The 13,107-nt window shown below is 59.8% G+C and carries 12 protein-coding genes; 4 read left to right on the forward strand and 8 right to left on the reverse strand.

The annotated features are described in order from the left end of the window. Positions 1-35: 35 nt before the first annotated feature. The gene (locus ACTHV6_RS06155) at positions 36-575 is read right to left on the reverse strand and encodes an ASCH domain-containing protein (RefSeq protein WP_441386407.1); all 540 of its coding nucleotides are present in this window, start codon (positions 573-575) and stop codon (positions 36-38) included. Positions 576-748: 173 nt separating this feature from the next. Between ACTHV6_RS06155 and ACTHV6_RS06160 the strand changes: the two genes are divergently transcribed. Further along, entirely contained in the window at positions 749-1,435 is a 687-nt protein-coding gene (locus ACTHV6_RS06160) for an SDR family NAD(P)-dependent oxidoreductase (RefSeq protein WP_441386408.1), read from the forward strand. A 150-nt stretch (positions 1,436-1,585) separates the two neighbouring features. Here ACTHV6_RS06160 and ACTHV6_RS06165 read toward each other — a convergent pair whose 3' ends face one another. The 7 genes from ACTHV6_RS06165 to ACTHV6_RS06195 form a co-directional block, all read right to left on the reverse strand. Further along, positions 1,586-2,563, reverse strand: coding sequence for an ABC transporter substrate-binding protein (locus ACTHV6_RS06165; RefSeq protein ID WP_441386409.1), 978 nt, complete (start codon positions 2,561-2,563; stop codon positions 1,586-1,588). Positions 2,564-2,668: 105 nt separating this feature from the next. After that, positions 2,669-3,484 carry an ABC transporter ATP-binding protein gene (locus ACTHV6_RS06170; RefSeq protein WP_441386410.1) on the reverse strand — a complete coding sequence of 272 codons (816 nt, stop codon included), beginning with the start codon at positions 3,482-3,484 and terminating at the stop codon, positions 2,669-2,671. After that, complete coding sequence (locus tag ACTHV6_RS06175) at positions 3,481-4,251, reverse strand: ABC transporter permease (protein WP_441386411.1); 771 nt, start codon at positions 4,249-4,251, stop codon at positions 3,481-3,483. Before ACTHV6_RS06175 ends, ACTHV6_RS06170 begins: the two co-directional genes overlap by 4 nt. Then, positions 4,248-5,036 (reverse strand): ABC transporter permease, encoded by a 789-nt coding sequence (locus ACTHV6_RS06180; RefSeq protein WP_441386412.1) that lies wholly within the window; start codon positions 5,034-5,036, stop codon positions 4,248-4,250. The genes ACTHV6_RS06175 and ACTHV6_RS06180 overlap by 4 nt, the downstream gene beginning before the upstream one ends. Further along, on the reverse strand, positions 5,033-7,294 hold the full coding sequence (locus tag ACTHV6_RS06185) for an AMP-binding protein (protein ID WP_441386413.1): 2,262 nt from the start codon (positions 7,292-7,294) through the stop codon (positions 5,033-5,035). Before ACTHV6_RS06185 ends, ACTHV6_RS06180 begins: the two co-directional genes overlap by 4 nt. Continuing rightward, the gene (locus ACTHV6_RS06190) at positions 7,291-8,310 is read right to left on the reverse strand and encodes a zinc-binding dehydrogenase (protein WP_441386457.1); all 1,020 of its coding nucleotides are present in this window, start codon (positions 8,308-8,310) and stop codon (positions 7,291-7,293) included. The genes ACTHV6_RS06185 and ACTHV6_RS06190 overlap by 4 nt, the downstream gene beginning before the upstream one ends. A gap of 125 nt (positions 8,311-8,435) precedes the next feature. Continuing rightward, on the reverse strand, positions 8,436-9,095 hold the full coding sequence (locus ACTHV6_RS06195; protein ID WP_441386414.1) for a VOC family protein: 660 nt from the start codon (positions 9,093-9,095) through the stop codon (positions 8,436-8,438). 409 nt (positions 9,096-9,504) lie between these two features. Here ACTHV6_RS06195 and ACTHV6_RS06200 point away from each other — a divergent pair, with 409 nt between their 5' ends. The 3 genes from ACTHV6_RS06200 to ACTHV6_RS06210 all read left to right on the forward strand — a co-directional run bounded on the left by ACTHV6_RS06200 (position 9,505) and on the right by ACTHV6_RS06210 (position 13,097). Further along, on the forward strand, positions 9,505-11,310 hold the full coding sequence (locus ACTHV6_RS06200; RefSeq protein ID WP_441386415.1) for a sodium-dependent transporter: 1,806 nt from the start codon (positions 9,505-9,507) through the stop codon (positions 11,308-11,310). Further along, positions 11,307-11,477, forward strand: coding sequence for a methionine/alanine import family NSS transporter small subunit (locus ACTHV6_RS06205; RefSeq protein WP_441386416.1), 171 nt, complete (start codon positions 11,307-11,309; stop codon positions 11,475-11,477). Before ACTHV6_RS06200 ends, ACTHV6_RS06205 begins: the two co-directional genes overlap by 4 nt. Positions 11,478-11,777: 300 nt before the next feature. Then, entirely contained in the window at positions 11,778-13,097 is a 1,320-nt protein-coding gene (locus ACTHV6_RS06210; RefSeq protein WP_441386417.1) for an ABC transporter substrate-binding protein, read from the forward strand. The last annotated feature ends 10 nt before the right edge of the window (positions 13,098-13,107 follow it).

The following is a 13,107-nucleotide window of genomic DNA, read 5'->3' on the forward strand; positions in this document are numbered from 1 at the left end:
CTTAACTCGCACCTACGGCCTCTGGCATCGGCCGGTTAGTACTTGTAGAGAACCTCGAAGTATTCGGTGAGCACTTCGCCATCCGGTTCGAATTCGATGCCCACCTGCTGGCATTCTCGCCGGAAGAAGGCCTCGTGTTCGCTCTTCCACTCCTCGAACGTGCCTTCTCCCTCGGCTTCCGCGATCTCTGGGCCAGCTTCCTGAAATGCCACAGTCGCGACCTTGGTTGTGCGGGTGAGGGCATGCGGCGCACCGGCGCCGTCGCAGATGATGGACAGTTCGCCTACCTCGGGTAGGGGAGCGTCCTCGGCCCTGTAGGAGGCCAGCCACGAGGAGGTTGCGCGCTTGACCCCATCAACCACCAGCTGACACAGATGATCGGCTTGCTCAGGTGAATCGCCCATCGAAAAGGCGGACGGGCGCAGCGCAGAAGTACTGTCCGTCCCAACAATTACTTCAAGCGGGTTGATCTTGGCAACGTTCTTTGCCCGTGTCCAAAAGGCCTCCAGCAGGGCATCCTCCGGTTCGGCGGGAGTTTCTTGGTGGCCGCTGGCCGGCGTTGCATTTTCGGACATACTGCCTTCTTCCGTAGGAATCAACTGTTCTCGATCCACCTTAGTGCCCCTTTGCCGCAACTGGATCGCTCAGGTGAAGTGTTCGTCTGGGTTCCGCCCGCCGCAGATGCCACGGGGAACGCCCGCGCCAGCACCAACGTGCACCCTAAGCAACAAACGGGGATACTCGAAGCATGACAACTCTATTTTTGACTGGAGCAACCCGCGGCGTGGGCGCCGCATTAGCTGATCGCTTGGCCGGCTCGTGGGACTTGATCCTGTTGGCGCGAACCGAAGCACGAGCTAGCGAGCTACAAGAAAGGTACCCGCGCGCCCGTACGGTGATCGGTGATCTTTCGAATCCCGCCGAGGCCGCGGCCAACGTCACCAGCGCCTTACGCGAGTGGGACGCGCACGTTGACGCTTTCGTGAGCTGCGCGGGAATTGAAGGATCCGCGGCCCTCGAACACCTTGAGGCCACGTTCCTCGAGCAGGTGTACGCCACGAATGTGTTGTCGCCGATCCTGCTGACGCAGAGCCTCTTACCGTATCTGCGAGAGTCCCGCGGCACGGTGGTTTATGTGGGCTCCACCGCGGCGCAGCTGACCTTCCCGGGCTGGCTGCCATATTCCACCAGTAAGGCTGCCCTAGAGAAGGCTTCTGAGGTGTTGCGCGAGGAGGAGCACCAGCTCCGGGTGAGCACCGTGACCCCCGGCCGGATCGATACCGATATGCAGCGGGATATGGCCGCCAAGGAATCGCGCGAGTTCGATCCGTCAACCGCGATGTCCGCGGATTCGGTGGCGTGGACCATCCAAGCGGTGCTTGAGTCCCCAGATGATGTGGTGATCACGCAGCTCACCGTCAGGCCCAACCGGTAGAGGGCGTAGTCCCCACCGCTGCTTTCCCACCATTGGACCGGTTATGGCGCCTATGGACAGGGTATAACCGGTCCAAAGAGCACATAAGTAGTCCAACGGCAGGTTGAACAGGGGCGGAGGGGGCGGAGCGCGCGAAGCCCTCCGCGAACCCTAGTCAGCGGGCTGAATCACCAAGGAATCATAATCTGGCTCTTCGGAAATGATCCCCTGATCCAGAGCGGCCTTGCCGTAAAGCTCGATGGATTCGGTGTCCAAGCCCGGCAGGTATACGCCGAAGTTGATGCGATCGGCAACGTCCTGATCCAAGCCAACTTCGGATACGGCCAGCTCGCGGAGCTTATCCGTGTTCTCTGTGGCGTATTCGTTGGACTTGTCCATCGCCTTCTGGAATGACGCGACTATCTCGGGGTTTTGCTCGGCGAAATCACCGGACGTGACGTAGTAGCCGAGCGTTGAATCGGGGAAGGCCCCCACAAAGTTGGCCAGAATGGGCCGGTAGCCGTTATCGAGTGCAACAGTACGGAACGGCTCCACCATCCAGATGGCGTCAACATCCCCGCGCTCAAGGGCCCCGGACATATCCGAGTAGTTCATGGGAACGTATTCGATGCCTTCGGGATCGATGCCCTGATTCTCGAGGGCAGCGGGGATGGTCACGTCCCCCAGATTCTTCGTGGAGTTCACGGCGATGGACTTACCGGGAAGATCTTCGGGGCCCTCAATGTCAGAATCGGGCAGGACGAACACCTGAGAAGTATCGTTTTCAGGTACAGAACCCGTACCGCAGCACGTGCTGACGAACTTGATGTCCAGCCCCTGATCAATAGCTGCGAGGTCCGAGACCACGTTGGCATAGCCGATGGGGCTTTCGCCGTTCACCACCGAGGGGATGATGGCGGAGCCGGATTCGGCAATCTTTACCTCAACGTCTAGCCCCTCATCCTCGAAGAATCCTTCTTGAATGCCCAGATACAGCGGCGTGGAATCAGTTGTGGTGATCTGGTAAACGGTGAGCTGTGTGAGCCCATCGGCATCCGTTTCCAATCCTTCATCATCGGAGCCGCACGCCGCCAAAGCAAGCAGCGCGGAGGCCGCCAATGCGGCGATGGTTGTTGATCTCTTTTTCATGGGGTGTCCTCCGGGGGTCGGGTAACTCGGGTGGTCGGGTAACTCAGATTGTCGGGTATCTCGATGATTCGGTGTGATCGAATGGCTTGCTCGCGGATGGCGATGTCAGATTGAATACTCGGGCGGCGTCTTGCTGGGAACAACAAGGTTGCGGATCGTGCCAAAGATGTGCGCGCGTAGCTCCGAGAACTCGGGAAGGGCGCGCGTGACCAGCTGGCTGCGTTGGTCCGGCAGGCCGATAGGCACAATCTCTTCGATGTGGCTGGGGGTTTTGGACAGGACGGCCACACGATCTGAGAGATACACGGCCTCGTCAACATCGTGGGTCACGAACACGAAGGTGGAACCCGTCTCCTTGCGCACTTGGAGGAGCAGATCCTCCAGATCGTTGCGGGTCTGGGCATCCACGGAGGCGAACGGTTCGTCCAGAACCATCACCTCGGGGCGGTAGGCGATGGCACGTGCGATGGCCACGCGTTGCTGCATTCCACCGGAGAGCTGCCACGGGTAGCGGCCCGATGCGCCTTCCAGCCCAACGCTCGCAAGGCATGAATTCACGCGCCCGGAGATTTCTTCCTTGTCTAAGCCCTGTGCACGCAGCGGCAACGCGATGTTCTTGCCCACGTTCATCCAAGGGTAGAGCGATCGGGAGTAATCCTGAAATACTAGCGCGATCTGGCGCGGTGGCCCGGTGATCTCCTGATCGTCCAGCAACACCTGCCCACTCGTGGGTGCGAGCAGGCCGGAGATGCAGCGAAGCAACGTTGTTTTGCCGGCGCCAGAGGGGCCAACGATGGAGAGAAACTCGCCATCATGAACCTCCAGATTCACGTCCCGCAGCACTTCTGTGCCCGAATCCGTGCGGCCGCGGGCTGGATAGGTTTTGTGTAGGCCCTCTACTTTCAGGCGAACATCCGTCATAGTTGATCCCTTCCGTGCAAGCCTCGGTCCCAGGCCAGTAGCCTGCGTTCAATCAGGCTGAAGATACTTGTGAGAATCATTCCGAGCAGTCCCAGAATAATGATGACTCCCCATACGCCCGTCTGATCGAACGAATTCTGTGCGGTGATAAGGAAATAGCCAATGCCTTGCGCAGATCCCGTCATCTCACTGGTCACCACCAGCACGAGTGAGAGCGGAATCGCCACGGTGATGCCGGCAACGGCACGCGGGGTCACGGCGGGCAGCACAACGTTCAGCTGCTTGGTGACGCCCGTGATGCCGAAGCTCTTGGCCGTATCGTGGGATTCGCGTGGGATTGAGCGCGCGCCGTCAATCACGTTGAGGAGGACGGGGAAGAACGTTCCCAGAGCGATAATGAAGATTTTCATCGAGTCCCCGAGTCCGAAAATCACCATTGCAAACGGGATGAGCGCGGTGGCTGGGATGGCCCGAACGAATTCGAGGGGAGGAGTAAGTCCGGTTCGCACGAGTCTTATTTGACCGACGACGAGGCCGACGACGATTCCCGCCAGAATCCCCAGCGTCAGGCCAACGGCTAGATTGGAGAGGCTGGAGAAGAGGTGCTCTTGGCCCTCACCTGTGAGCCAATACTCCCACACAGAGGTCAGGATATCGGGCAGAGGAGGGAAGTAGATTTCCTTGGCGTTGCTGGATGTCACCCACCAGATGGCGATGATGAGGATCGCGCCTGTCAGGCCCAGAAGGAATGAGGTTGATTTTCTCATCGTGCCTCATTTCTATAGGATTCGTGCCAGCTCAGAAGGCGCCGTTGTAGTGCCATCAGCAACGTGTTGAGTCCGAATCCGACAATCCCGATCACCAGAATATAGGCGTACATGACGGGAAGGTTGCCCACGGAACGTGCCTGCCCGAGCTGGTTGCCCAGTCCGTTCATGCCAACCAAAAGTTCTGAGGTGATGCACAGGATCAACGCTGTGTTGGAGGAGATTCGGATGCCCGTTAGGAGCTGGGGAAGCATAGACGGGATGATGAGGAAGCGGATACGCGCCCAGAGCGGCATCGAGTACGCAGCTGCTGTATCCCGGGCCACCGGGTCCACATCGCGCACCGCGGAGATTGCAGACATGAGCATCTGGAAGATCGCGGCGTAGGTTGCCAAAAAGACTTCCGAGGATTTGCCAGAGCCCATCGTGAGAATCACCAAGGGAATCATGGCGATCGACGGGATGGGCTTGAGGAACTCGATGGCCGGGCGGAAGAACGCTGAAAGATAGCGGGAGGATCCAAGGATGAGTCCAACGGTACTACCTCCCACAACCGCAATGGCAAGTGCCTGAATCCACGCGGTGAGCGTGGAACCAATGGCAACCCACAGTTCCGATGCTGCCACGAGGCGGGCGAGTTCGCTCACGATCTGGGTGGGAGCTGGAGCGAACCTCGTGGGAATGATGTCCGTAATTGATGCCAACTGCCACAGCGCCACCAACAGGAAGATCGTGGCGAGCGGTATGAGGAACCGGACGGAGCGCCGGTTGTAGTTGAGCATCATGGGCGGGCTCGCAGTTCCTCTGCGGGCGCGGCTATCAATTCTTCAGCGCGGCGGGCCAGCAGAGCCTTATCTACCTTGTTGGTGCCGGACAGTGGGAAGCTCGTTTCGAAGAACACGCGGCGCGGGTGGGCGTATGGCTCCAGATTGTCCAATGCCCATGAACGCAGCTCAGCCTCCGTGATGTCTTCTCCGGGCACAGGCACAACGAACGCAACGGGTTTTGCTCCCTTGAGGCTGTCCGCAATAGGCACCACAGCGGCTTCCTGAACCGCTGGGTGGTTCTCCAGCACCTTTTCCACGGCGGCGGGGTACACGTTCTCCCCGCCTGAGGTAAACATGTCATCAACGCGCCCGCGGAAGAAGTAGAACCCCTGCTCATCGCGTTCGAATAGATCGCCCGTCATGTAGAAGCCGCGATCATCGATCGGGCTTGGGACATCGGGGCGGTCTTTGTAACCGAGCATTTCGGCGGGGGAAGCTAGGCATAGTTCGCCGGTGACGCTGTTCCCGGGCGTGGTGCCCGAGCCGCTAGCCGTCGTGCCCCGCGAGTTGCGCGCCGCACTGTCGGCAGCTCCCTCAGAGACGAGAACGTTGCCCTCAGGATCGCGTAGCTCTACTCCCACCGCGGGATGAGCGATGCCCACCGAACCAGGCGGAACCGGAAGGGTTGAGTGCGGCGCAAAGGCCACTGGACCGGATTCGGTGGTGCCGAATCCGAGAGAAAAGACGGCATCGGGGAACACACGCTTGCTTTCCTCGATCAGCTCATCGGACATGGGTGCGGAGCCGAGCCACACCTCGTCCACACTGGACAGATCCAAGGAGGGATCGCGGTGGCGAAGCGCCAGAGCCATCATCGGTGGAACGCCGGTGATTCGGGTGACGCCGTAATCGGCTACTGCCTGCAGGAAACCCGCGGCCTCAAATGAGGGTTGAAGTACCACGTGATCACCGTGAAGGAGGGCGGCCTGAACTGTTGCCAACGCATTCATGTGGTAGAGCGGTGCGGCAACCAGCAGCACGCGATCCCTACCATCGGAGTAGCGCTCGCCGGTCTCCATGATCCATTCGTGAGAGGCATGCGAACGGACCACGCCCTTTGGCGCCCCGGTGGAGCCTGAGGTGTACAGGATCATCGAACGGTCGGAGCCTGAGACGGCTGCGGGATTGACGCCGCCAGTCGTGGCCCGGCTAGCCCCGTCTTTCAAAGCCGCGTCCTTCAAGGAGTCCTGAGAATCAGCGGAGTCCCTAGAAGGTGAAGCGGCAACCTCGGAGAGAAGATGAACTGGCAGGGCTGCCGCTTCGGCGTCAAGAACACCGCTGCCCTGATGGCTGAGCCGATCATCCGAGTCCACGAGGATGAGAGAGGTGCCGGAGTTGCTCAGCACGTAGCTCAGCGCAGAGGCGGGGAACTTGTAGCTCAGCGGAACGGCCACGCCACCTGCCCGCATGATCGCGAAGAACGCCACGAGGAAATCGATCGAGTTGATCCCGATGATGGCAACGGCTGTGCCTAGGCCAACGCCGTGTTGTTCTAGTCTGGCCTGCGCTGTGTTGACCCGTGCCAGAAAATCACCGTAGGAGACGCTCTCTGGGTGATCGCCGGTCAGGCTGATCGCAAGCTTTTCAGGGCTGGCGGAATTAATGGCTGCGCCGATGTTGCCAAAGGAGAGAGCATCACTCACGCCTACTGCGAGTGGGCGGTTGGAAGCAGTGGCTGCGCCGGAGTTAGGGGTTGTCGTGCCGAGATGAGAAGTGCTGGCCGTGGCGGTCACGCCGGAAGCGGTGGCTGTGCCGGACGTACCAGCTTGAGCCTCCGGGTTACCTGCTGAGAATGCGATCGGTGTTGCAGCGGATGCCGCGAACGTGCCACGGGCGATGGCAGCGGTCTTCTGCCCCGCCCCATGCACCTTGGCCTCTGCGAAGGCGACCCCGCGCCCCGGTTTGATCAACCGTCCGGTCACGATGAGCTTGCCTGGGGTTGCGGGGCGCAGGTATTGGGTGCTTAGTTCGATGGTGGGCGCTGGACCGCCGATTGTTCCCGTGAGAGAGAAACATGCCGCGGTATCTAGCAAGGCAGAAAGAATGCCGCCGTGAACCACGTCAGCGCTCTGCGCATTTGTCCACTCGGCCCGAGAATCCGCCTCTAGCGTGATCGAATCGCGGGTCAATTCAGTGACCCGCAGCCCGAGCCACCGGTTGAAGGCGCCAGCCTCCAGAACGGCTTGTATGTCCTCTAACGAGGGAAGTGCGGTCATTCAGCCTCACCCCACGGTGCAACAATCACCTTGCCGGTGACGCCGCGGTTCTCCAAACGCTCTAATGCGGCGGGTGCCTCCTCAAGGCTGAGCACCGAATCGATGACGGGATGGAAATCGTGGCGGTCCACCAGATCAACCAGAGCCTCGATATCCTCGCGGCCGAATCCGTTCGATCCCTGCACCTTGAGTTCGAAGCTCCAGATGTAGCGCAGATCCTCGGCTGGGGCGAAGCCTGCCGTTGCTCCAGCTACCAAGATCGTGCCGCCCAACTTCGTGGACTTGAGCGTGGGATGCCACGTATCGCCGCCCGTGTTATTGATCACCACATCGAACCCGGTGTCCGTTGAGTTACGCGAGGGCTTACCAACGTTTTCACGGGTCCACTTATCGATCCCGATCTCGCGGTAATTGAAGTAATCGTCCGCGCCGATGGACAGGAGGCGTTCACCCTTTTCCTTGGAGCCAACGGCGGCCACAACGTAGGCGCCCAGCTGCTTGGCCAGCAGCACGGCGGCGGTGCCAACTCCGCCGGATGCACCGAGCACCAGCACCTTGTCTCCCGCCTTCACAGCGTTCTTGCCCACCACCATGCGGTGAGCGGTTCCGTAGGCAACCGGCATGGCCGCCGCCTCGGCGAAGCTCACCGTATCGGGGAGGGGGATGATCTGGCCGGCTTCTGCTAGCGCGTATTCGGCCAGCCCGCCATCCTGAACTTCTCCCATGAGGTTGAACTTAGAATCGAGCGGATTTACGAGAACGCGATCGCCCACGTGGATATCCTCCACGCCTTCGCCAACCTCAACGATTTCGCCAGCGATGTCCAAGCCTGGGACAACCGGCATGGGGATGGTGATCCCGGGCATGCCCCGCACCGTGAAGATGTCGTGATAGTTCAACGAGGTGGCGCCCACCTTGAGCACCACCTTGCCGGTGGTGGCCTCCGGGCGGGGGTAATCGCCCTCAACAGTTAGATTCTCAACGGTGCCGTGGTTCCGGAGGACCACTGCCTTCATCGTGTTCAAGATGACTCCTATGGATTGGTGGTGCGATGGCCACAATGCGTTCCAGATGTGAGGAATGCGGGATTGAAACACGTCCCGCATGGTCCTTGTGGGCGGCGGGAAATCCTCGGTATTTCTTAGATGCTCCAGATACCTGCTGGCCCGCTCACTTCGAGGCACAGGCGTGCCGCGGTAGAACAGGACGGACAATCCTCAGTAGAGGCGGTCTGGATCTCAATGGCGGTTCCCATGGCCGCCAGCTGCATTCGGACCTGAGGGACGTCATCGCCCGAAAGGTAGAAACCATGCAGATCGGCCTTCGCCGCAGTGGAATAGGCAGGGGAAACAGAATCCTGCCAGTCAATGATGAAGGGGAGAGCACCCGCCGATGGGGGAGTCAGCCGCCATTCAAGAAGGTTGCCATCAGGAGTGCGCCGGGAGAGTGCGTCCAGCGAGCCAACGTCAATTCCCGCTTCCGCGGCCTTCGCAACGGCGGCGTCCGCATCATCTGGGTGAATGGCCCACGTAGAGACGGCCGCCTGCGGCAGCTCATCGAGTCCAAAGGGATAGGGGCCATCGGGGTGAGGAAGTGATTCGTCCACGCCCACGATCTCGAGGTAATGCCCGCCACCGAAGGTGACCAAGTAGTTGCGGGTTCCCAAGCTTTCGTGCGATCCGCCCTTTTCGGGACGGATGCCTGTGGCCCGTTCGAACTCATTCACCGTTGCCTCAAGTGTTGGTGTGGCAACAACGATGTGGTCAAGAAGCGGTGGAATCACAGATGTACCGTGTGTCATGACTTCCCTCCAAATCGTTCATCGGGTTCCAGATGGTCCCGGAACTCTGTCCATGCAGCTATCTTGGCAAACACTTGATTGTTCTCGATAGATAATTTCAGGATTCGAACTGTCTGTAAACCTATTAAGCTGGTAGGGAATAAGAGATAATGGCCATAGTTAGCGAAATGTCTCCTCCACCACCATGGCGCCTTGTGATGAAGATTACGGTCGAGCGTACGCTGCCACGCCGTCGTCGTCAAAAACAATGAAATCGGCCACGCTGGTCCCGCTAACCACGCAATCAAATCACCTAAATCTGGCGTCCCACCACCGTTTGACCAGCTTCGCCACCATGTCCTCATGCCGAGACTCATTGCCGGTGGGCGCCGCAGGGTCAAGGATGGACCGAGAGATCGAAGGGAAGTGTATGACTACTCCATCAACACCAGGTGGTTCGCCGTCACGAAAAGCGAACCGGGGCGCGTTTTCCGGACGCAATGCATTTATTTTTGCGGCGATTGGATCGGCGGTTGGGCTTGGCAACATTTGGCGTTTCCCGTATGTGGCCTATTCGAACGGTGGCGGCTCGTTCATCCTGCCGTACATCATCGCGCTAGTGACAGCCGGAATTCCGCTCCTTTTCCTCGACTATGCGATCGGGCACCGCTACCGCGGATCGGCTCCGCTTTCCTTCCGCCGCCTTCATCGGCGCACCGAACCGCTCGGGTGGATTCAGGTGATGATCTGCTTCGTGATTGGCGTGTACTACGCGCTCATCCTCGCGTGGGCCATACGCTACTTCTTCTTCTCCTTCACCAAGGAATGGGGCGATGATCCGGCGGGATTCTTCGCGGAGTCGTTTACCAAATCTGTGCCCGCCGAAGAGGCGTCCTTCAGCTTGGACTTCGTTCCGGGTATTGCCATCCCATTGCTTCTGGTGTGGGTAGGCGTGATCGTGGTGCTGGCGCTCGGCGTTCAAAAGGGCATTGCTGGATCATCCGCCGTTTTCATGCCGCTACTCGTGGTGATGTTCGTTGTGCTGGTGATCGTTGCCCTCACACTCCCGGGTGCGAGTGCCGGGCTGGACGCGCTCTTCACTCCAGACTGGGGGGCGCTCACTAATCCCACCGTGTGGGTGGCGGCCTACGGGCAGATATTCTTCTCGCTCTCCGTGGCCTTTGGCATCATGCTGACCTATTCCTCCTACCTCAAGAAGGACGAGGATCTGACGGCTCCCGGGCTTCTGGTTGGCTTCTCCAACTCCAGCTTCGAAATCCTTGCGGGTATTGGCGTATTCGCGGCGCTCGGCTTCATGGCGGGAACCACCGGCCAAGCCATCGATGAAGTTGCCGGCGGCGGTATCGGCCTTGCGTTCATCGCCTTCCCCGCGATCATCAATCAGGCGCCACTGGGTGCGCTCATTGGGGTGTTGTTCTTCGGTTCGTTGGTATTCGCGGGCTTCATCTCCATGATCTCCATCATCGAAGTGATCGTTGCGGCGGTTCAGGACAAGCTCGGGATGGGGCGCGTGCCTGCCGTCATGGCCGTTGGTGTACCCATGGCGGTGGTGTCACTGCTGCTTTTCCCCACAACAACCGGCATGAACCTGTTGGATATCACCGATGCGTTCATCAACAACTTCGGCATTGTTGGCGTGGCCCTTTTGGCTACCGTGACGCTCACGGCGGCATTCGGCGCCCTGCCAACGCTCCGCAATCACTTGAACCGATCCAGCTCCTTTAAGGTGGGGCGCATCTGGCAGCTGTTCGTGGGCGGGGTAGCTCCGATCATTCTGGGCTTTACGCTGATCAACGAAGTCCAGCGCACGTTCGCCGAAGGGTACGGCGGCATGCCGGACTGGTTCGTTAACGTGTTTGGCTGGGGGATGATCGTCCTCGTGGTTCTCATGGCCCTCGTTCTCACGGCTATCCCGTGGGGGCCGCGCTCCAACGCGCACACGCTCGATTCCGATGGCGATAAGATACCGCCGCCCATCTTGGACCGGCTGGTGGATCAAGGCCGTTTCGGCCCCGCCAAGTCCGATCCCACTATCGCCGGGTACATCCTGCCCGATCTGGACGAACGCGCCGTTGCCGCCGAAGAATATAGGCACGAACACGGGAACGGCGGGCGTCACGGCGGCGAATCGGATTCTGTATCGAAAGGTTCCGGATCGCAGAACGCCAAGTCCGAACCGCAGGATGCCAAGGACCGCAAGGAGGCTCGCTCATGAGTGGAGCAGCAATTGCCATGATGTGCGTGGCCATGTTTGTTATCTGGGGCGGGATGATCGCCTCCGCCGTGTACTTGCGGAAACACCCGGAAGGATCGGTGCAGCTTCTTGATGAGTTTGGACGGCCGGTTGATCACCCCATGCTGGACGTGGATCACGAGGATTAAGTAGCGGTGGGAACGTGCGCGCTGGCCGCGCCCCACGCCAGACACGCCCGGATCACCGCCAGACAAGTGCGCGCCGGCCGCGCGCAACACCCCCAACTGCTGAGGGGCTACGGAGGTACCGCTGAGGGGGCACGGAAGGGAGCACTGAGGTACCACGGACGGCCAACCCAACCTCCCACAAATCCCAAAAGTGTTGCGTACGCCATAGTTGAGGGAATACTGTGAGTGTGTCTGTAAGAAGGCTCACGCAAACAGGAGTGCGCGGGCTGCCCGTATAACTAAACAAGGTTGGGGGATGGGATGAAGTCTCGCAGAACAAGGCTGTCCGGTCTGGTAGCCGCTGGAGCAGCGGTGGCGCTTGTGGCCGCATGCGGTGGGTCCGGAGATGAAGGCGGCGGCGATGAAGCAGAGCCCGAGGTCACGATTGACGGAGATTTTTCCGGCGAAACATTGAATGTCGCGGCGGCGTGGTCCGGTGGCGAACAAGATAATTTTGAACTGGTGCTGGACGAATTCGAGGAGCAGACGGGGGCAACCGTCAATTACACGAGCTTCGGAGATAACGGTCCGGCGTATTTGCAAACTCAGCTGGAGGGAGGCAACCCACCCAACGTTGCGGTGATCGGCCAGCCCGCGTTGTTGCAGTCACTGGCTGCTGATGGCGATTTGGTGCCGCTAAGCGATGATGCGGTGGCAACGGTTGAAGAGAACTTTGACGAGAGCTGGGTGGATCTGGGTTCCGCGGATGACACGCTGTATGGCGTGTGGTTCAAGGCGGCGCACAAGTCCACCGTCTGGTACAACGCGGATATTTATGATGAAGCGGGTGCCGAGGTTCCGACGAATTGGAATGGTTTCCTCGATCAGCTCCAACTCATTTCGGATGCCGGGTATGACGGCATTTCGGTTGGCGCGGATGTGGGCTGGCCGCTGACGGACTGGTTCGAGAACGTGTACCTACGCACGGCCGGACCTGATCTGTATGATCAGCTGGCAAACCATGAGATCCCATGGACGGACGAATCGGTGACCGTGGCGCTCGAGACGCTGGCAGAGCTCTGGGATTCTGACGTGGTCCAGTCCGGAGGCGCCCAGCGTTCCTTCCCAGATAGCGTGACGGCCGTGTTCGGCGCTGATCCGCAGGCTGGCACCGTGTTCGAAGCCGATTTCGTGGCGGGCAACATCGCTGAGGATGGCAATTCCACCGTTGGGGAAAACGCGCTGTTCTACGATTTCCCGTCCATCAACGGTTCCCCGGCATCGGTGGTTTCCGGCGGTGACGTCGCGGTAGCGATGGTGGATGATGAAGCAACGGCGGCCCTCATGGATTATCTGGCAACGGCTGAGGCCGCTGAGATCTGGATCCCGCACGGTGGGCTCCTTTCGCCCAACCAGCAAGTAGATACCTCGGTGTATCCCGATGATGTTTCCCGGGAGATCGCCGAATCGCTAACCGAAGCGGAGACTCTTCGCTTCGATATGTCGGATCTTGCCCCGAGCGCCTTCGGAGGTACTCCAGGCCAAGGGTTCTGGCAGGAAATGATTAGCTTCTACGAGGATCCCACGGATATTGAGGGAACCCAGCAGCGTCTGGAGGATGCTGCAGAGGCTGCGTACTAGCCCCTAAGAA

It is taken from the genome of Ancrocorticia sp. (assembly GCF_052089425.1).
Classification (GTDB): Bacteria; Actinomycetota; Actinomycetes; order Actinomycetales; family Actinomycetaceae; genus Ancrocorticia.